The 17,777-nt window shown below is 66.7% G+C and carries 18 protein-coding genes, 1 tRNA gene and 1 pseudogene; 7 read left to right on the plus strand and 13 right to left on the minus strand.

Annotation, left to right across the window (positions count from 1 at the left end; all coding sequences use genetic code 11):
- Window positions 1-65 precede the first annotated feature (65 nt).
- The 3 genes from AC0IY0_RS13080 (at window position 66) to AC0IY0_RS13090 (ending at window position 2,837) form a co-directional block, all read left to right on the plus strand.
- Complete coding sequence (locus tag AC0IY0_RS13080; protein WP_147937568.1) at window positions 66-1,307, plus strand: ABC transporter substrate-binding protein; 1,242 nt, start codon at window positions 66-68, stop codon at window positions 1,305-1,307.
- A gap of 111 nt (window positions 1,308-1,418) precedes the next feature.
- The gene (locus tag AC0IY0_RS13085) at window positions 1,419-2,432 is read left to right on the plus strand and encodes an NAD(P)H-quinone oxidoreductase (protein WP_471764012.1); all 1,014 of its coding nucleotides are present in this window, start codon (window positions 1,419-1,421) and stop codon (window positions 2,430-2,432) included.
- Window positions 2,433-2,531: 99 nt separating this feature from the next.
- Complete coding sequence (locus AC0IY0_RS13090; protein ID WP_147906841.1) at window positions 2,532-2,837, plus strand: hypothetical protein; 306 nt, start codon at window positions 2,532-2,534, stop codon at window positions 2,835-2,837.
- 61 nt (window positions 2,838-2,898) lie between these two features.
- On the opposite strand, the gene AC0IY0_RS13095 is transcribed toward AC0IY0_RS13090, so the two are convergent.
- The 13 genes and pseudogenes from AC0IY0_RS13095 to AC0IY0_RS13155 all read right to left on the minus strand — a co-directional run bounded on the left by AC0IY0_RS13095 (window position 2,899) and on the right by AC0IY0_RS13155 (window position 14,609).
- Window positions 2,899-3,780 carry a 3-hydroxybutyryl-CoA dehydrogenase gene (locus AC0IY0_RS13095; protein WP_419830588.1) on the minus strand — a complete coding sequence of 294 codons (882 nt, stop codon included), beginning with the start codon at window positions 3,778-3,780 and terminating at the stop codon, window positions 2,899-2,901.
- A 190-nt stretch (window positions 3,781-3,970) separates the two neighbouring features.
- A complete protein-coding gene (locus AC0IY0_RS13100; protein ID WP_471764014.1) occupies window positions 3,971-4,924 on the minus strand; it encodes an electron transfer flavoprotein subunit alpha/FixB family protein in 954 nt (317 codons plus the stop codon).
- A 65-nt stretch (window positions 4,925-4,989) separates the two neighbouring features.
- Window positions 4,990-5,739: an electron transfer flavoprotein subunit beta/FixA family protein gene (locus AC0IY0_RS13105; protein WP_147937565.1), complete on the minus strand. Its 750-nt coding sequence runs from the start codon at window positions 5,737-5,739 to the stop codon at window positions 4,990-4,992.
- A gap of 196 nt (window positions 5,740-5,935) precedes the next feature.
- Window positions 5,936-6,508, minus strand: a complete 573-nt coding sequence (locus AC0IY0_RS13110; protein ID WP_147937564.1) for a cob(I)yrinic acid a,c-diamide adenosyltransferase — start codon at window positions 6,506-6,508, stop codon at window positions 5,936-5,938.
- 93 nt (window positions 6,509-6,601) lie between these two features.
- Window positions 6,602-7,228, minus strand: a complete 627-nt coding sequence (locus AC0IY0_RS13115; protein ID WP_147906846.1) for an acyloxyacyl hydrolase — start codon at window positions 7,226-7,228, stop codon at window positions 6,602-6,604.
- Window positions 7,229-7,397: 169 nt separating this feature from the next.
- Window positions 7,398-7,583: a twin transmembrane helix small protein gene (locus AC0IY0_RS13120; protein ID WP_147906847.1), complete on the minus strand. Its 186-nt coding sequence runs from the start codon at window positions 7,581-7,583 to the stop codon at window positions 7,398-7,400.
- 156 nt (window positions 7,584-7,739) lie between these two features.
- On the minus strand, window positions 7,740-10,373 hold the full coding sequence (locus tag AC0IY0_RS13125) for a TIGR02302 family protein (RefSeq protein WP_471764015.1): 2,634 nt from the start codon (window positions 10,371-10,373) through the stop codon (window positions 7,740-7,742).
- 134 nt (window positions 10,374-10,507) lie between these two features.
- Window positions 10,508-10,906 carry a hypothetical protein gene (locus AC0IY0_RS13130; RefSeq protein ID WP_471764016.1) on the minus strand — a complete coding sequence of 133 codons (399 nt, stop codon included), beginning with the start codon at window positions 10,904-10,906 and terminating at the stop codon, window positions 10,508-10,510.
- A 3-nt stretch (window positions 10,907-10,909) separates the two neighbouring features.
- Entirely contained in the window at window positions 10,910-11,284 is a 375-nt protein-coding gene (locus tag AC0IY0_RS13135) for a hypothetical protein (protein WP_471764018.1), read from the minus strand.
- Between the two features lie 165 nt (window positions 11,285-11,449).
- Window positions 11,450-12,658, minus strand: a complete 1,209-nt coding sequence (locus AC0IY0_RS13140) for a polyhydroxyalkanoate depolymerase (RefSeq protein ID WP_471764103.1) — start codon at window positions 12,656-12,658, stop codon at window positions 11,450-11,452.
- A 250-nt stretch (window positions 12,659-12,908) separates the two neighbouring features.
- Window positions 12,909-13,891, minus strand: a pseudogene (locus AC0IY0_RS13145) (phosphohexomutase domain-containing protein); the annotation flags it as partial.
- 100 nt (window positions 13,892-13,991) lie between these two features.
- A complete protein-coding gene (locus tag AC0IY0_RS13150; RefSeq protein WP_147906850.1) occupies window positions 13,992-14,237 on the minus strand; it encodes a hypothetical protein in 246 nt (81 codons plus the stop codon).
- A gap of 162 nt (window positions 14,238-14,399) precedes the next feature.
- Entirely contained in the window at window positions 14,400-14,609 is a 210-nt protein-coding gene (locus AC0IY0_RS13155; RefSeq protein WP_147853130.1) for a hypothetical protein, read from the minus strand.
- A gap of 544 nt (window positions 14,610-15,153) precedes the next feature.
- On the opposite strand from AC0IY0_RS13155, the gene AC0IY0_RS13160 reads away from it, so the two are divergent.
- The 4 genes from AC0IY0_RS13160 to AC0IY0_RS13175 all read left to right on the plus strand — a co-directional run bounded on the left by AC0IY0_RS13160 (window position 15,154) and on the right by AC0IY0_RS13175 (window position 17,716).
- Window positions 15,154-15,807: a Maf-like protein gene (locus AC0IY0_RS13160; protein ID WP_147906852.1), complete on the plus strand. Its 654-nt coding sequence runs from the start codon at window positions 15,154-15,156 to the stop codon at window positions 15,805-15,807.
- Window positions 15,804-15,992, plus strand: coding sequence for a DNA gyrase inhibitor YacG (locus AC0IY0_RS13165; RefSeq protein WP_419830582.1), 189 nt, complete (start codon window positions 15,804-15,806; stop codon window positions 15,990-15,992). The genes AC0IY0_RS13160 and AC0IY0_RS13165 overlap by 4 nt, the downstream gene beginning before the upstream one ends.
- A gap of 118 nt (window positions 15,993-16,110) precedes the next feature.
- Window positions 16,111-16,186, plus strand: a tRNA-Phe gene (locus AC0IY0_RS13170).
- Between the two features lie 480 nt (window positions 16,187-16,666).
- Entirely contained in the window at window positions 16,667-17,716 is a 1,050-nt protein-coding gene (locus AC0IY0_RS13175; RefSeq protein WP_147937560.1) for a ketopantoate reductase family protein, read from the plus strand.
- Window positions 17,717-17,777 lie beyond the last annotated feature (61 nt).

A 17,777-nucleotide genomic window follows, 5' to 3' on the forward strand; every position in this document is an offset into this window, starting at 1 on the left:
GCTACAAAAATCGTCCGATCCCCGATGCGGCGCCAAAAGCCGCACGGCCCGGAGGAGGAATCAGCATGGCGATGGATCGCAGCGTGACGAGCCGGGCGGTGACCCTGCTGGCGGCAGCCGGGTTGTTGGCCGCGGGTGAGGCCCGGGCGGCGGACCCGATCAAGATCGGGGTGATCGCGGAGGCGCAATCGGTGGTCGGGGCCTCGATCCCCCAGGCCGTCCAGCTCGCCGCCGACGAGATCAACGCGAAGGGCGGCATCGACGGGCGCCAGATCCAGGTGGTCTCCTACGACGACAAGAGTTCGGCCTCCGACGCCGTCCGGGCGTTCCAGCGGGCGGTCTCCGAGGACAAGGCCCACGTCGTTATCGCCAGCTACATCTCCGAAGTCGTGCTGGCGTTGATGCCCTGGGCGGCCCGGCTCAAGACCCCGATGATCACCCCGGGCGCCGCCTCCAACGAGATCAGCCTAGCGGTCCACAAGGATTACGCCCGCAACAAGTACACCTTCCACGGTTATCTCACCTCGGCGGCTCTCGCCCAGTCGATCTGCGATTCGACTAAGGACATGCTCCTCGACCTGATGAAGGTGAAGACCGCCGCGATCATGAGCGAGGACGCGGCCTGGACCCGTCCGCTCGACGCGGGCTACGAGAAATGCCTGCCCGAGATCGGCGTGAAGGTGGTCGATCACATCCGGTTCTCGCCGGATACCGGCGATTTCACGCCGATCTACAACAAGATCGAGGCCGGCAAGCCGGACCTGATCGTCACCGGCATCTCGCATGTCGGCGTGCAGCCGACCGTGCAGTGGCGCAACCAGCAGGTGCCGTTGGCCATGACCGGCATGAATTCGCAGGCGACCTCCTCGACCTTCTGGGCCAACACCAACGGGGCGACCCAGGGCGTGATCTTCCAGAGCATCGCGGTGCCGGGCGCCGCGATCACCGACAAGTCGCTGGCCTTTAGCGAGGCCTTCAAGAAGCGCTTCGGCAGCGATCCGTCCTATGCCGGCTACATGGCCTACGATCAGGTCTATTACACCGCCGACGCGGTGAAGCGGGCCGGCTCCACCGAGGCCGACAAGCTGGTCGAGGCCCTGGAGAAGACCGACTGGGTCGGCACGGTGGGCCGGACGCAGTTCTACGGCAAGGACGACCCCTTTACGCACTCGATCAAGTACGGGCCGGGCTTCGTCACCGGGCTGATGGCGCAGTGGCAGGACGGCAAGCAGGTCGCGATCTGGCCGACGAGCCTCGCGCAGGGCAAGATCGTTCTGCCCCCGGCCGTGAAGGCGGCGGCGCGATAGTCTGTCGGCCCCGCAAGGGACGGCTTGCCAAGCGCGCCCGTTGCCGCAAGTACAGCCCGACCGCGTCTCCCGGGGCGCGGCCGGGAATACGTACGCGTTGAGGATGCTTCGATGGCCAGCACCGCCCTGCCCGAGACCATGCGCCGGATCCATTTCACGGGACCGGGCGGGCCGGAGGTGCTCGCCGTGGAGACTGCGCCGCTGCCGAGCCCCGGGCCGGGCCAGGTCCTGATCGAGGTGGTGGCCGCCGGCGTGAATCGCCCGGACGTCATGCAGCGGGCCGGCCTGTATCCGCCGCCGCCCGGCGCCACCGAGATTCCAGGCCTCGAAGTCGCCGGCCGTGTCGTGGCTCTAGGGGAGGGGGTCGATGGTCGAGCCGTCGGCGACGAGGTCTGCGCCCTCGTGATCAGCGGCGGCTACGCGGAGTTCGCGGTCGCCGAGGCCGCCCATTGCCTGCCCCGCCCCAAGGCTCTCTCGCTCGTCGACGCGGCCGGGCTGCCGGAGACCTTCTTCACGGTCTATTCGAACGTGGTCCAACGCGGCCGACTCGCCAAGGGCGAGAGCTTCCTGGTGCATGGCGGATCGAGCGGCATCGGCGCCACGGCGATCCAGATGGCCAAGCATCTCGGCGCCCGGGTGTTTGCCACCGCGGGCTCGGCCGAGAAATGCCGCTTCTGCGAGGATCTCGGAGCCGATGCCGCCATCGACTACAAGCAGGCCGACTTCGCCGAGGAGATCAAGCGCCTTACCGATGGGCGCGGCGTCGACGTCATCCTCGACATGATCGGCGCGAGCTACCTCGCTCGCAACATCAAGTCACTGGCCCCTGATGGCCGCCTGGTGATGATCGCCCTCATGGGCGGCTACAAGGTGGACGGCCTGAACATCACCCCGATCATGCGCAACCGGCTGACCTTCACGGGCTCGACCCTGCGGCCGCGCCCGAAGGCCGACAAGGCAGCGATCGCCGAGGGCCTGCGCAAGGATGTCTGGCCGGAGCTCGAGGCGGGGCGGATCCGTTCGGTCACGCACGCCTCCTTCCCGCTGGAACAGGCCCAGAAGGCCCACGTGCTGATGGAATCGAGCGCGCATCTCGGCAAGATCCTGCTCACCACCGGTCGCTAACCGGCGCGCCCGACAGGAACCCGCCTCGACGGCGCCGCGTTGGCGGCCGGTAACGAAATCGTGTCGCGCGCGTCGCGTCCGGGTGGGGAGGGTGTGAAAATGGTGGAGAAACTGAACCAGCAGGAAAGCCGGCAGGGCCAGCGCGGCAAGCCCGTCCTGTGGGTCCTGGTCGGCAGCCTCGTTCTTCTGGCGATCGCGACGGTCGGCCTGCTGACCTGGAACGGCGCCAACTCCCCGAAGGATTATGCCAGCCAGAGCCAGGATGCGTCCCGGCGTGAGGTGACCGGCTCGGTCAACGGTCAGTCCGGCAGCGCCACCCCGTCGAACAGCACCGCGGTCCCGGGCGGCAACCCATCCTACCCGCAGCCGGCCCAGCCGAACGCAAACGGCGGCACGGCGAAGTAAGGTTTGTGATTCGGGGCGGCGCCGGGCGCCGTCCCGTGTGACGTTCGCTGCGACCCGACGTTCAGCGCGTCGGGATCGGGGTCGGCCCACGATAGTCGTAGAAACCGCGCTTGGCCTTGCGACCCAGCCAACCGGCCTCGACATACTTCACCAGAAGCGGGCAGGGCCGATACTTGGAGTCGGCCAGACCTTCATAGAGCACCTGCATCACGGACAGGCAGGTATCCAGCCCGATGAAGTCGGCCAGTTGCAGCGGCCCCATCGGGTGGTTCGCGCCGAGCTTCATGGCGGTGTCGATCGACTCGACCGACCCAACGCCTTCGTAGAGCGTGTAGATCGCCTCGTTGATCATCGGCAGCAGGATGCGGTTGACGATGAAGGCCGGGAAATCCTCCGACATCGTCGAGATCTTGCCGAGCTTGGCGATGAACGCCTTGGCCGACTCGTAGGTGGAATCCTCCGTGGCGATGCCGCGGATCAGCTCGACGAGCTGCATCACCGGCACCGGGTTCATGAAGTGGATGCCGATGAACCGCTCCGGGCGGTCGGTCGCCGCGGCCAGCCGGGTGATCGAGATCGACGACGTGTTGGTCGCCACGATCGCATCCGGGCGCAGGGACGCGCAGAGGGTCGAGAAGATCTCTCGCTTGGTCGCCTCGTTCTCCGTGGCGGCCTCGATCACGAGGTCGGCAGGGCCGAGGTCGGCGAAGCCGGGCGCCGGCTTGATGCGCGACCGGATCTCCCGGCTTTCAAACTCTTCGATCGTGCCCTTGGACACGAGCCGCGACAGACCCGCGTCGATCGACGTCAGGCCGTTCTCGAGACGGTTCGGGTCGCGGTCGTTCAGCAAGACGTCGAGACCGGCGGTAGCGCAGACCTGCGCGATGCCGCTGCCCATCTGGCCCGCGCCGATGATGCCGACCCGCTTGATCTCCATGTCCATCTGTCGACCTGTGCCCCCGTACGGACGTTGCTGCGCGCCTGCCCGAGGGGGTGGACCGCGCCAACGCCGCGGCCCGTGCGAATACGGGCCGTCCCTGACTTCTAGACCATTCTCGTTCGCAGAAGGAACCCGTCGACAGGCGCGTTGCGACAATGCTCGCCCGGTGAACCTCGCCGGGCGAGCGCGACCGTTACTGCCCCTTTGCCTTGCCGATCTCCGCCTGGAAGTCCGGTACAACCTGGAATAGGTCGCCGACCAATCCGTAATCCGCCACTTGGAAGATCGGCGCATCCTCGTCCTTGTTGATCGCGACGATGACCTTCGAATCCTTCATGCCGGCAAGGTGCTGGATCGCCCCTGAGATGCCGACAGCGACGTAGAGATCCGGCGCCACGACCTTGCCGGTCTGGCCGACCTGCCAGTCGTTCGGCGCGTAGCCGGCATCGACCGCCGCGCGCGAGGCGCCGACAGCGGCGCCCAGGGCATCGGCCAGGGGCTCGATCAACGCGTGGAATTTCTCGGACGATCCGAGCGAGCGGCCGCCCGACACGATGATCCGGGCCGAGGCCAGTTCCGGCCGGTCGGACTTGGCGATCTCCTCGCCCTTGAAGGTGGAGCCACCGGACTCGGGTGCCGCTGCGGAAACGGCTTCGACGGTGGCGGCCGCGCCGCCCTGTTCCGCCGCCTTGAACGCCGCGGTGCGCACCGTGATCACAGTCTTGCCGGCGGGGATCTGGACGGTCTGGATAGCGTTGCCAGCGTAGATCGGGCGCTCGAACGTATCGGGCGAGATCACCTTGATGATGTCCGAGACCTGCGCGACATCGAGAAGGGCGGCCACCCGCGGCAGCACGTTCTTGCCCGTCGTCGAAGCCGACGCGATGATGATCTCGTAGGGTCCCGCAATCGATGCGATCAGCGCGCCGAGCGGCTCGGCGAGGTCGTGGTCGTAGATGCCGTCCTCGGCGTTCAGCACCTTCTCGACGCCGTCGAGCTTGGCTGCCGCCTCCGCGACCGCCTTCGAGCCGGCGCCCAGCACGAGGGCGTGGACCGGCGCACCGATATCTTTGGCGGCGGTCAGCGCCTTCAGGGTGCCGTCCTTGATCTGGCCGTTGCCGTGCTCGACGAAGAGGAGTGTCGTCATGGTCGTCTGGTGCCCTTGGAGGTGATGGCGCGCCGCTCGACCGGGACGGGAGCGGCGCGAGCGAGTCAGATCACGCCGGCTTCGACCTTGAGCTTCTGGACGAGCTCGGCGGCCGAGCCGACCTTGACGCCGGCGGAGCGCCCCGGCGGCTCGGCGGTCTTGAGCACCTTGAGCCGCGGGGTCACATCGACGCCGAGCGCTTCGGGGCTCAGCTCCTCGAGCGGCTTCTTCTTGGCCTTCATGATGTTCGGCAGCGACGCGTAGCGCGGCTCGTTGAGGCGCAGATCGGTGGTGACGATCGCCGGGAGCTTGAGCGTCACGGTCTGCAGGCCGCCATCGACCTCGCGGGTCACGTCGAGGCTGCCCTCAGAAGCCTCGATCTTGTACGCGAAGGTGCCCTGCGGCCAGCCGAGCAGCGCGCCGAGCATCTGGCCGGTCTGGTTCGAATCGTCGTCGATCGCCTGCTTGCCCAGGATCACGAGCTGCGGCGTCTCCTTCTCGACCACGGCCTTCAGGAGCTTGGCCACCGCCAGCGGCTCGCAGTTCACGTCGGTCTTGACCAGGATGGCCCGGTCGGCGCCCATCGCGAGTGCGGTGCGCAGGGTCTCTTGCGCCTGCTGCGGGCCGATCGACACAGCCACGATCTCGGTGACGGTGCCCTTCTCCTTCAAGCGGATCGCCTCTTCGACGGCGATCTCGTCGAAGGGGTTCATCGACATCTTGACGTTGGCGAGTTCGACCCCGGAGCCATCGGCTTTCACGCGGATCTTGACGTTGTAGTCCACCACCCTCTTGACGGGCACCAGCACCTTCATGGCGGTCTCGATCCTTCCCCGTGGATTCTTGTTGCCGGACCCGCCAGGCCTTCAAGCGTTCGACGCACGGGGACGGCGGGTCCGCAAAGCGGGCGGACCGTAACGGCCACATTTCGGCCTTGTCAACGCGAGGCGGTAAAAGCTCCTGCCTGGCTGGACTGGTCTTCGCGGCCGCGACGACCCGTTCCGATTCGCCTCAGCGATTGGCGCCCGGCACCCAGAGCACGTCGTCGACCCCATCCGCGTTCGCGGTACGGCTCGCCACGAACAGGAAGTCCGAAAGGCGATTGAGATACTGAACCGCCTCGGGCGAGACGATCTCGCCGTCGCGGTCGGCGAGGCTCACTGCCAGGCGCTCGGCACGCCGGCACACGGTGCGGGCGAGATGAAGCGCCGCCGAGGCCGGCGACCCGCCAGGGAGCACGAAGGATTTCAGCGGTGCGATCGACGCGTTGAGGGCGTCGATGTCGCGCTCCAGCCGCTCGACCTGGCTGGCGACGATTCGCAGTGGCTCGTAGGGCAGGGGCTCCGGGCTGGGCGGGGTCGCAAGGTCGGCGCCCAGATCGAACAGGTCGTTCTGGATCGCCCCGAGCATCCCGTCGAGGGCGCCCTGCGTGTGCAGACGGACCATCCCGATGCAGGCATTGGTCTCGTCGACCGTGCCGTAGGTCTCGACCCTCAGGTCTGCTTTGGATCGGCGCTGCCCATCGGCCAGGGCGGTGGTGCCCTTGTCGCCGGTGCGTGTGTAGATCCGGTTGAGCTTGACCAAGGGACCTGCGCCTCACAACGGATTGCGAACCCGGCGAGTTCGCGACTCGTAGGGCCTAGAGCCCTTCAGGCGGTCGCGCAATTGGTGCCGTTATCAGAACGTGTAGCCGATCTTGCCGCCGAAATTGGTCAGGCCGCGGTTGTTCGCGCACAGGCCGGCGTTCGACATGTGCTCGACCGTCGCCATGACGCTCCAATGCTCGGTCAGGCGATAGCCCAGAGCCGCCGCCTCGCGGAACATCGGCGAGCAGCCGAGCGTGTTGAAGCCGTAGGGCGTCTGCGCCTTCGGCCCAGTATAGCCGTTATGGGCGACGCCGCCGAAGAAGCCGTCGAGGAAGACGCGTCGACCCAGGGTCTCGGGGAAGATGTCGACGGTCCAGGTCGCACCGAGATACGCGTAGCTGGTCCGGCCGCCCGTGTTGTAGCTGCCGCCCACCGTCGGACGCGGCACGAAGGCCTGCCAGAACGGGTCGGCGCTCACCTGCGGCTTGGCGAACAGGATCTCGCCGTTGACGTTGGCCTTGCTGAACCCTGGAAGCTTGCCCTCGGCGCTGCCCGGATCCTGCACGGCGCCGCCGATGCGCACCTCCGAGACGATGCTCAGCGGCTGGGCCGGGGCCGCATAGGCCGCAGGCAAGGGCGGCGCGTCAGCCGCGGAGGCTGGCAGGATGGCCGCACCGATGATGAGGCTGACGACGCAGGTGCGGAGGGCGGCAATCATGGGGCTCGGCCGGTTGGGCAAGGCGGTCTGTCTCTACCGAGCGTAGCACGGCGCCTTGGGACGCCGGCGGCCAATTCATCCTGGACCCCCGCGAAAGGTGCGCGGTGCGGCGACATGGACACAGTGAGACGGCGGCCCGGACGGCGGCTGCCGGATCCGGAGACGGCGTTCAGGCCGAGCGCCACCAGACGACACCCATGATGACCAGGATCGCCACGAACTGCAGCAGAACGCGCAAGCGCATCAGCTTCTGAGAGACATTGGCGCTGCCGCCCCGCATCATGTTGGCAAGGCCGAACAGCAGGACCACGGCAACCGCCGCGCAGGCGACGAAGACGAGCAGATTGGACGACATGACGGGAGGAATCCGAACCCGACGGGCGCCGGGATCCGGCGCGCCGCCGCTTGACGAGAGGCATTCGGCTCGCTCGGCCGACAAGAAGCCGGTCCGGCGAGCCGATCACGAGACTGCAGCGAAGGCCGGCTAACCGCGGGAAGCCGGACTTCGCTGTCAATTACGCCGGAGCAGGCGCTCGAAATAGTCGAGCTCCTCCCGCGGCCTAGTGGGATCGCCGAGCTTGCGCCGCAGCTCTTCCATGATGCGGCGCGCCCGCTGGACAGCCGATTCGTCGGCGGTCGGCACGCGAACCCGGCCGTCGCTCATGTCGCGACCTTTGGTCGGCCGGCCGAGCGGGTCGTCGTCGCGAGCGCCGGCCTGGCCCTGCTGACCAGGCTGCTGGCCGCCTTCCTGCTGACCTTCGCCCTGGCCCTCGGCCATTTCCTGCATCTGCTGCGCCATGCCTTCCGCGCCCTTCTTCAGGCCTTCTAGCGCGCGACCCTGTGCATCCACGGCTTCGTCGGCATCGCCCTGCTTGAGAGCGTTCTCGGCCTCACGCATGGCGTCCTCCGCATCAGAGAGGCCCTGCTCGCCGCGCATGCCGTTCTCCTTCATGCGCTGCTCGAGATCCTCCAGGCGCTGCCGCAACGCCTGCTGCCGATCGCCGACATTGCCCTGATCGCCCTGGCCCTGCTTCTGACCCTGTTTTCCCTGTCCCTGCTGGCCTTGCTGACCCTGCTGCCCTGGACTCTGCTTACCCTGGCCCTGTTGCGGCTGCCCGCGGTTGCCCTGCTGCTGTTGCTGCCCGCGGTTCGACGGCCGCTGCTGGCCGTTGCCCGGCTCCTGGCCATCTTTGAAGGTCTCGTCGCGCAGGCCCTGCTGCTCGCGTGCCATCGCGTCGAGGTCGCGCATCTGCTTCTGCATCTCGCGGCTGGCCTGATCGGATTGACCGCCCTTTTCCGCGGTCTGTAGGTTCTCGAGGATGTTGCGCAGCTGCTCCATCAGGCGTTGCGCCTCGGCGGTGTCGCCGCGCTTCATCGCCTCGGCCATGTCCTGGATCATCTTGTCGAGATCCTCGGGCGTGACCGTCTTCGATTGCTGGTTGTTCTGGCTCTTCTCGCCCGGATCGCGCGGCTGGCGGCTCTGCTTCTGCGCCATCTGCGAGAGGAACTTGTCGAGGGCCTGCTTGAGGTCCTGCGTGAGGCGCTTGATCTCATCGTCGGGGGCGTTGCGCTCGATCGCCTCCTTCAGCCGGTCCTGGGCCTGGCGCAGCTGCTTCTCGGCATCCGACAGGTCGCCGTCCTCGATCTTCAACGCCATCTCCCACAGGAGATCGGCGACCTCGATCAGGTCCGCATCGGACTTCGCCCGGCGCAGGCGCTCTGTCGCAGTCCGAAGGCCGAGGAAGACCGGCGGCTGCGGCGTGAACATGTCGGGGGCGACCAGGAGCGCGTCGAGGGCGCCCTGCACCCATAGACGGTCCGCATCCGGCGCGGTGACGAGGCGGCGGCGGTCCTCGGCAAGCGCCCGCGCCAAAGGATCGCGGAACTGCCGCGCCGGGAGCGTGATCTCGGCGGATGCCGTACGCCCCTCCTGGCCAGCCTCGTCCTTGACGACGATCTGATAGCGCACCCGGGCGCCGGACCATGGGCTATCTGTGAGATCGACCAGGGTCTTGGTGTCAGTCTCCCCGGAAGCATCGGCCGGCAACGCCAGGTTGATCCGTGGGACCGGGGCCAGCGAGCGGCCCGCCCTCAGCGGTTCGATCACGCCTTCCGCTGAGCTGATCCCGTAATCGTCCTTGGCGCGGTAGGTGAGGTTGAAGGTGCCGCGGCCGTTCACCTCCGGGCCGCCGACGGCCGTCACCTCGGGCGGCCGGTCCGGGATCGCGTCCACGGTCAGCTTCTGGCGACCGGCGGGCGTCACAATGACAAGTTCAGCCCCACCGACGATGCGGTAGCGCTCCTCGCGCAGGTCCGGCCGTTCCTCCTGACCGGGGATTGGCGTGAGCCCGGCATTCGGCGTCAGCGTGGTGTTCGTTGCGGCCTTTCCCTGACCGGCGATGCGCACGATCAATTGCGCGTTGATCGGTGCCCGCAGGTGTTGGTCGCTGCCGTCCATCGCGATCAGGAGCGGCGGCAGCCGGGTGTAGAGCGGCGGATCGATCCAGCCGTCGACCCGGAAATTCGGCCCTGGAGCCACCGGCTCGTGCCAGTCGAACGCGGCTGCGACGCGCGCCCGCCATTCGGGTCCGGCCACGAACAGGCTGGCCACCGCGGCCACCACGATTCCAGCCCGCAGGGCATAGGGATCGCGTCGCGTCATGCCGGGGCGCGGCAACCCGACCCGCAGGGCCGCGACCGCTTGTGCGGCCCTGCGCTGATGCAGTGCCCAAAGGGTCCGGCTGCCAGGATCCGCGGCGCCGACTGCCAGCGTATCCTGCGCGGCCGAGGCCGGTCCATGACGCAGGGCCGGATCGCGCGTGGCCGCCTCCCGGTCGAGCCGGGCCAGGGCCACCCGGCGATCGGGCCGCGCGAGATGCGCCAGCGGCAGCAGCGCGACGATCAGCAGGAGAGCCAGAATGGCGAGCCCGATCTGCCGCCAGAGCGGGTCGAGATCGAGCCAAAGACCGGCCCAGGACAGGGCGAGGAACAGCAATCCGACGCCGAGTCCGCGCCATAGCACCGGCCAAGCTTGCTCCCAGAGGGATACCGCCCGGGCCTGGGCGACGAGCCGGTCGAGCCGCGCGGCGGCCTCTTTTCCCGTCCCGGTGCCGGTCGTGCTGTCGAAGCCGTCCCTGTCGTTCACGCCGGCCGTTCCGCCTCAATCGCGAGGATATATCGGAGGTGCCCGAGAGGATCTGGGTTCCGACACCAAGACGCTAGCATGGTGGGCCGGGTCAGTCGGCGGGTCAAATCGGCGCGATGGTCCCAGAGCGTGGGCTACGTGGTCGCCTTGGTCGCCACCAGCATGTTGCCGCATGCCAGCTCTGAGAAGGCGTCCGGCGGAAGCGCATTCAGGAATTTCCACCACACGGGATCCTGCTGATCCATCGAGACCATGTCACTGACCGTCAGGCGCGAGAATTCGTGGCGGAGCTGCGGATCGATGAGGTGATGGGCGAAACGCCCGAGGATCCACTGGATCGTGTAGGCCGCCGTCTGGTGGGCGCCAGTATAGGCCATGTCCGTCTTGAACCCGTTGTCCTCGAACAGGCTGATCAATCCTTCGCGGGTCGCATTAAAATAATGCGACGGATAGCCGTGGACTGGCTGCAGAAACGGCCAATCGATGAAAACTTGACTGCCCGGCTTGAGCATCCGCGCGATCTCTTCGATCACGAGTTACGGCTTGCGCGTGTGCTCAAGAACCGCGAAACATCCGACTCCGGATAAAGTCCCCGATCGTATCGGATAAAGACAGTTCGGCTCGACGATCAAATCGGCAGAACGGGATGGATAGACCTCCAGGTAGAGGCAATTTTCGAGGGTGCGTTCGCGGTAGCCGCAGCCCAGATCGAGAAATAGCTCGTCGGGGCAAGCCCGAACCAAGTTCACGAACATTTCAACTTCATGATTGGCGCTCTCACTCTCGTAATCACGTAAATCGAAATGTCGATCTGTCGTAAAAATCGGAAATGTCCGGTTCGGCTCCTGATCAAATGGCGCTTGTAGAGCGGACCTGAACCGCTCGTATTTTGCTGTGCGCAGGTCGCGCATGACCACTCGTCCTTCTCTGAACGAGCCCCGCTGAGGCTCGAAGGACGTGGCTAATGAACAAAGGCTGCTTCAAGCTTGCGCTTAGATCAGCCTATCAGCCAACTTCAACGATTTCCGATTAGATTTGGCCTGCCGGGACGACGCCCGTCCGGCAGCTGCCGATCTTCAATTGTGCGCCTGGATGAAGTTGCGCACCTGCGGGTAGATCTGCGTTTCCCAGCGCTTTCCGGCAAAGACGCCATAATGGCCGACGCTGGCTTGAAGGTGGTGCGCCCGCATGTAGGGGGCGAGCCCGGTACAGAGGTCGTGCGCCGCCATGGTCTGACCCGGGGCGCAGATGTCGTCCCGCTCGCCTTCGACGGTCATCAGCGCGGTGCGCTTGATCGATCCCAAGTCGATCGGTTCGCCCCGGTATGTCAGCTCGTTCTTGGCGAGCGTATAGTCCTGGAACACAGTCTTGACCGTTTCCAGGTAGAACTCGGCCGCGAGGTCGAGGACGGCGAAATACTCGTCGTAGAAGGTCTCGATCGCCTCAGCCTTGGACTCCTCACCGTTGGCCATGTGCCAGAACAGGTCGTTGTGGCCCTGCACGTGGCGCTTGGCGTTCATCGACATGAACGCCGAGACCTGCACGAAGCCCGGATAAACCTTCCGGCCGGCGCCCTTGTGACGCGACGGGACCGTGGCGATCAGGTTCTTCTCGAACCATGCGATCGGTTTCGAGGTCGCGAGTTCGTTCACCCCGGTCGGGTTGATCCGGCAATCCACCGGGCCGGCCATCAGCGTCATGCTGCGCGGGGCGGCCGCATCCTTCGCCTGCGCCATCGCGGCGGCGGCGACCAGCGCCTGCACAGTCGGCTGGCAGACCGCCACCACGTGCGATCCCTCGCCCATGACTTGGAGGAACTGGATCAGGTGCGCGACATACTCGTCGAAGCCGAACCGGCCAGCCGAGAGGGGGATGTCCCGGGCGTTGTGCCAGTCGGTGATGTAGACGTCGTGATCGGGCAGCATCACGCGCACGGTGGCGCGCAGCAGCGTCGCGAAGTGGCCCGACAGCGGCGCGACCAGCAGCACCTTGGGCTGCTCGGTGTGGATGTCCTTCTTGAAGTGCAGCAGCGTGCCGAACGGCGTGACCGTGACGGCTTCCTCGCTGACCGGCACGCTCCGGTTGCCGACGGTGACCGAATCGATCCCGTAGGCGGGCCGCGCGAAGGTCAGGCCCGTCCGCATCATCATGCGCGCGTTGGCCGACATCCACCGGGCCGGCTCGCTCCATCGGATCCAGGGCGACCAGGCGTCGTTCAGCATCCGTCCCCAGGCCCGCGTCTGGGCGGCGAGGTCGGTCTGCAGGTCGAACGCGTCGTACATCATCGGGCGGGCACTCGCGGGCGCCCGGCCCGACACGCGGGCGATCGGGACGGCAAACTCGGGCGGATGCCGGGATGTGGACTGCATCAGCATGGCCGGAGAGCATCTGCCCGCGGCACGGAGGCTGCAACCGCCCAGAGGGTGCATGCCAACAGGAAAGCGTAGGCCGTGGCTTTGATGTACCAGCTCTAAACTGGACACCCGCCGCACGGCCGTAGCACCGCGCGGTGGATCAAAACAGGTGCCGGCCAGCTCAGATTGTCTGGTTGTAGGCGCCGATTTGGGTATTCTCCCGCAGGACCGCAGTCACGGCCTCGAACATGGCGGCAGGCGCTCTTCGGAAGCCAGGCTTTCGATCACCACGACCAGCTCCGGCTTGTTGGACGACGCGCGCACGAGGCCCCAGGTGCTGTCCTCGGTGGTGATGCGTACGCCGTTGACGGTGACGAGATCGACGGTCTTTGAACCGGCGATCGGCTCGCGCGCGTCCCTCATGGCGCGCAACCGCGGTGACGGTCTCCACGACCCGGTACGTCACGTCGTCGGCACCATGTGGGGACATGGTCGGCGAGCCCCAGGACTTCGGCAACGCCCGGTAGAAGAATCCGGCAGTCGCCGGTAGAGGTCGGCCATCGACGTCCCGGGGTTGCGGTCGAGCATCTCCAGCACCGCGATGGCGGTAATCAGGCCGTCGTCGCAGGTGCGCCTGATCGGCTCGTTGAAGACGAAGTGGCCGGACTTCTCGATGCCCGCCAGCGCTCCGAGCTCGTTCACCTTCCGCCTGATGGACCTGGGGCCGGCCTTTTGGTGATCGGTCTCGATCGCCGGAGCCTGCAGCTCTGGGCGATGTGGAAGAGCCCGGCGGATTTCAAGACGACCACGAAGGTCGAGCCGGGATCGTGCTTGCCGAGGTCGCGCGCCAGCATCACGCCGATCGTGTCGGCAGAGAGCTCCTCGCCCTCGTTATCCACGACCCCGCAGCGGGCAGCGTCGAAGCCGAGGTCGACATCAACGTCGTGCTCCTGTCACCGCGTGCGCGATGGCGTGGAGCATCACCATGCCATCGGAGTTCCGATTGTAGCGCGGGAACGAGCCGTCCGGGTCCACGTCCAGCGGCACGACCTCGATGCCCGGCGCCCCCAGCAGGCGCGGTGTGAAAGCACTCGCGGTGCCGTTGCCGCAGGTGGCCACAACCTCGCGCTTGCAGGTCAGCGGCTTCGCCCGCGACTTGAGGTCCGCTCCGCTTCAGGTCAGCAAAACTTCGTGTGACTTGGCTCGACCGCCGATCTGCGGCGGAGCTTACCAAACATCTCGTCTCTGTGAATGTCAGTGCGTCCTACGAGGCGCGGCGGACGACCCGGAAGGGCTCGGCTTCGGTGCGGCGATGCTCGCAGGCGATCTTGAGGTAGCGGTCGCCGCCACCGGGCAAGCCGGCCTGAGCCGCCATGGTCTGGGCATGCATCAGGCATTCCATCGGTGAGTGTGCCGGCGCGATGATGATGTCGAGGGCGGTGTCGCGGGAGCAATCCTGCGCCAGCAGGGTGCCCGCACAGACCAGGGCGACGGACAACAGTTCGGACATGACGGACCTCAGCTTCGTGGATCGAAGGGTCCGCGGGGTGCTCTGGCGTCCGAGCCGCCGCGTTGTCGTTGCCTGGGTGTTTCCTTGCCTTGATCGGCTTTCTCAAAGCACGCGGCGTGCCAGCCGCGCTCGTCTGTCGTGAAGAATTGGATTTAATCGGGCTCAGTCCCGAGCCGAAAGCCACTGGGTCTCGGGTTCGGCCGCCGGGAGCAGGGCTGCGACGTCGTCCAGATCCACCACGTAATGGTCCGTCAGCACCCGCCACATCTCGGCCGAGGACCTGACCTGTGGCCTCAGCCCATCCAGAGTGTGGGCGAGCAGCGTCGCATTCACGAGCTTCGGACGTGCCAGAAGCGGATCAGCGTTCAGCATCGGTTCGACCCCGTTTCGGTGCCCGCACACTCCGCCGGGTTTAGTTAACGCGTGGTTACGTCGTCGCCTTAAACCTTCACTTTGTCTTGAGCTGTTCGAATTATGTCTTGGCCGGCGGGTGATATCCGCATCGGACCAGACCATGCACATGCCCCGGCGCGGTGAGTCCTGATTTCGGCACTGGGCAATGTGTTGGAGAGCATTATCCCGAATGCCGGCGGCCGGTATTCGCAGGGCGTCAATGCGGATCGTGATCCCCGCGCGCCGGGACGCCTCCGATCACCGGCGCACGACGAAGGCCGTCTCGTCACCGGTTCCGATCGGTCCGGTTCACAAGCCCGACCCCATCCCTTATCAGGCGTGAGAGATCGAGACGGTCCCGGCGGAATGGGGACGCGCCACCCTTTCGCGCGATCATCCGCGCTGCGGCGCGGCCTCGACCCACCCGTACCGCTCTCGGACCATGCCCTTGTCGTGATGCGCCTGCCACCGACCGGTCTCCCCGGCGGCGGGCGCTCCAAGCCGAATGTACGAGCGGAACACCATGGACGCCACACCTGAAGTGATCGGCGCGCCGCAGGGGCCGGCCACCCGGTTCGTGCTCGCCTCCGGATCGCCGCGCCGCCTCGCGCTGCTGCAGCAGATCGGCATCGAGCCGGATTCGCTCCTGCCCGCCGACATCGACGAGACGCCGCGCAAGGCCGAGCCGCCGCGCGAACTGGCCCGACGCCTCGCCCGCACCAAGCTCGCCGCCGCGGAAGCCGCCCTGCACCATCAGGACCAGAAGGTCCCGACCTGGTTGCTCGCGGCCGACACGGTCGTCGCGGTTGGGCGACGCGTCCTGCCGAAGGCGGAGAGTCCGGACGAGGCTGCCGATTGCCTGCGCCTGCTGTCCGGGCGTCCGCACCGGGTCTTTACGGCGATCTGCCTGCTGTCGCCGAACGGCCGGCGGGAGCGGATCGTCGAGACCCGCGTGCGCTTCAAGCGCCTCTCCGGCCGCGACATCCAGGGCTATCTCGCCTCGGGCGAGTGGCGCGGCAAAGCGGGCGGCTACGCGATCCAGGGCTTGGCCGGCGCCTTCGTGGTGAAGCTCGTCGGCTCCTATAGCGCCGTGGTCGGCCTGCCGCTCTACGAGACGATGAGCTTGCTCGACGGCGAGGGCTATCCGGTCCGCGCCGCCTGGGGGAGCCTGGCATGAGCGCGTGGCCGATGAACCCGGAGCGCTGCCCGATCTGCCGGCGCCCCTCCACCGAGCCGTTCCGGCCGTTCTGCTCGCAGCGCTGCGCCGATGTCGATCTCGGCCGCTGGCTAAACGAGCGCTACACGATCCCGGTGGAACTCGATCCCGATGCTCCACCGCCGGAGCCGGAAGACGAGGGCTGACGACGCGGGCTGAAATTTTCCGACGCCCACGTCACGTCGATGTCACGGCAAGGCTGGACAGGCCTCGAACTCCTCACTATACCCCGCGGCGTCCGAGACCCACAGCGGCCCGGACGACGCCCAGGTAGCTCAGTTGGTAGAGCATGCGACTGAAAATCGCAGTGTCGGTGGTTCGATCCCGCCCCTGGGCACCATCCTTCCGCTAAGCGGTCGATGGTGTCGACGTAATCATTTTCTCATACTAGAAGTCTTCGTGGCCCTGAACGCCGTCTGCGTAGGGCGCGACGTCTTTGAGTCACTGACCAGCTCCCGGGTTGCCGGGACGAGTGTCGGCGTTCGATTTCGCATCGTTGGCGTATTTGGCCGCGAAGTGCGTTCGCCGCTCGCGCGCGTGTTCGAGCCCGTACGCAACGTCGGATCGCCCGCCTCCGCATTCCTGCCGATCAAGCGCAACGCGATTCGATCCTTTAGGGAAGCCGCAAGCGCGCTCGCCCACCGAAAATGTTTCGTGCATCGCACTGAAAATTATTTGGTATACCAGTGGAGTGGCATCTCCAGACAAGCTTCGCTACGCTGCTCCCCACACGGCTCGAGCCGATCCGTAGACCACCTCAACCCGTACGCCAGCGGGCCGGTCGCGCGATAAGACGAAGCCGAACGTTGGGAGTGGAAGCATGCCGCGCAACATCCTGATCCTGGGCGCCTCATACGGCTCCCTGCTGGGCACCAAGCTCCTGATGGCCGGTCACAACGTGACCCTGGTGTGCCGCCGCAAGACCGCGGACCTGATCAACCAGGAGGGGACGGAAGTCCGCATCAAGCTGCGCGACGAGCCGAACCACCGCGCAATCCTGTCGCGCGACCTGCCCGGCACCCTCGACGCCGCGCCGCCGGAAGACATCGATCCGTCGCGCTACGACCTCGTCGGCCTCGCCATGCAGGAGCCGCAGTACAACAACCACACGATCCGGGTGCTGATGATCAAGATCGCGGCGGCCAAGCTGCCGTGCCTGTCGATCATGAACATGCCGCCGCTGCCGTATCTCAAGCGGATCCCGGCCCTAGCCGCCATGGACCTCGACAACGCCTTCACGAATGCCGGCGTCTGGGATCGCTTCGAGCCGGGGCTCGTGTCCCTCTGCTCGCCCGATCCCCAGGCGTTCCGTCCGCCGGACGAGGGTGCGAACGTGCTCCATGTCGGCCTGCCCACCAACTTCAAGGCAGCGACCTTCGCCGACGAGGCCCACAACCGGCTGCTGCGCGAGCTGGAGGCGGATATCGATGCCGTCCGCCTCGACGGCCACGATGTGCCGGTGAAGCTCAAAGTGTTCGATTCGCTGTTCGTTCCGCTGGCGAAGTGGTCGATGCTGCTCACCGGCAACTACCGCTGCATCACCCCGAAGGAGCCGCAATCGATCCGCGACGCCGTGCACGGTGACCTGGCCAAATCCCGCGCCATCTACGAGCATGTCGACGCCATTGCGCGCAAGCTCGGCGCGGACCCGCAGGACCAGGTCCCGTTCGAGAAATACGCCAAGGCCGCGGAGAGCCTGCTCAAGCCGTCCTCCGCGGCGCGGGCGGTGGCGAACGGCACGCCGTTCATCGAGCGCGTCGACCTGCTGGTGAAGCTGATCTCACACCAGCTGGACATGCCCGATGCAGAGATCGACCGCACGGTCCAGATCGTCGACCGGAAGCTCGACGAGCGGGTGATCGAGGGCTGACCGGGCGCGGCGTCGGCAACACCGCTGGATGGTTTGCCGGATACGGTTGTAGCCGATCGCG

This window comes from Methylobacterium sp. AC315, from assembly GCF_979253755.1.

Bases quoted from the DNA above. Each gene is read 5' to 3' on its own strand.
- AC0IY0_RS13080 (WP_147937568.1), top strand. From the start codon at position 66: ATGGCGATGGATCGCAGCGTGACGAGCCGGGCGGTGACCCTGCTGGCG.
- AC0IY0_RS13085 (WP_471764012.1), top strand. From the start codon at position 1,419: ATGGCCAGCACCGCCCTGCCCGAGACCATGCGCCGGATCCATTTCACG.
- AC0IY0_RS13090 (WP_147906841.1), top strand. From the start codon at position 2,532: ATGGTGGAGAAACTGAACCAGCAGGAAAGCCGGCAGGGCCAGCGCGGC.
- AC0IY0_RS13095 (WP_419830588.1), bottom strand. From the start codon at position 3,780: ATGGACATGGAGATCAAGCGGGTCGGCATCATCGGCGCGGGCCAGATG.
- AC0IY0_RS13100 (WP_471764014.1), bottom strand. From the start codon at position 4,924: ATGACGACACTCCTCTTCGTCGAGCACGGCAACGGCCAGATCAAGGAC.
- AC0IY0_RS13105 (WP_147937565.1), bottom strand. From the start codon at position 5,739: ATGAAGGTGCTGGTGCCCGTCAAGAGGGTGGTGGACTACAACGTCAAG.
- AC0IY0_RS13115 (WP_147906846.1), bottom strand. From the start codon at position 7,228: ATGATTGCCGCCCTCCGCACCTGCGTCGTCAGCCTCATCATCGGTGCG.
- AC0IY0_RS13120 (WP_147906847.1), bottom strand. From the start codon at position 7,583: ATGTCGTCCAATCTGCTCGTCTTCGTCGCCTGCGCGGCGGTTGCCGTG.
- AC0IY0_RS13135 (WP_471764018.1), bottom strand. From the start codon at position 11,284: ATGCGCGACCTGCGCACAGCAAAATACGAGCGGTTCAGGTCCGCTCTA.
- AC0IY0_RS13140 (WP_471764103.1), bottom strand. From the start codon at position 12,658: ATGATGTACGACGCGTTCGACCTGCAGACCGACCTCGCCGCCCAGACG.
- AC0IY0_RS13150 (WP_147906850.1), bottom strand. From the start codon at position 14,237: ATGTCCGAACTGTTGTCCGTCGCCCTGGTCTGTGCGGGCACCCTGCTG.
- AC0IY0_RS13155 (WP_147853130.1), bottom strand. From the start codon at position 14,609: ATGCTGAACGCTGATCCGCTTCTGGCACGTCCGAAGCTCGTGAATGCG.
- AC0IY0_RS13160 (WP_147906852.1), top strand. From the start codon at position 15,154: ATGGACGCCACACCTGAAGTGATCGGCGCGCCGCAGGGGCCGGCCACC.
- AC0IY0_RS13165 (WP_419830582.1), top strand. From the start codon at position 15,804: ATGAGCGCGTGGCCGATGAACCCGGAGCGCTGCCCGATCTGCCGGCGC.
- AC0IY0_RS13175 (WP_147937560.1), top strand. From the start codon at position 16,667: ATGCCGCGCAACATCCTGATCCTGGGCGCCTCATACGGCTCCCTGCTG.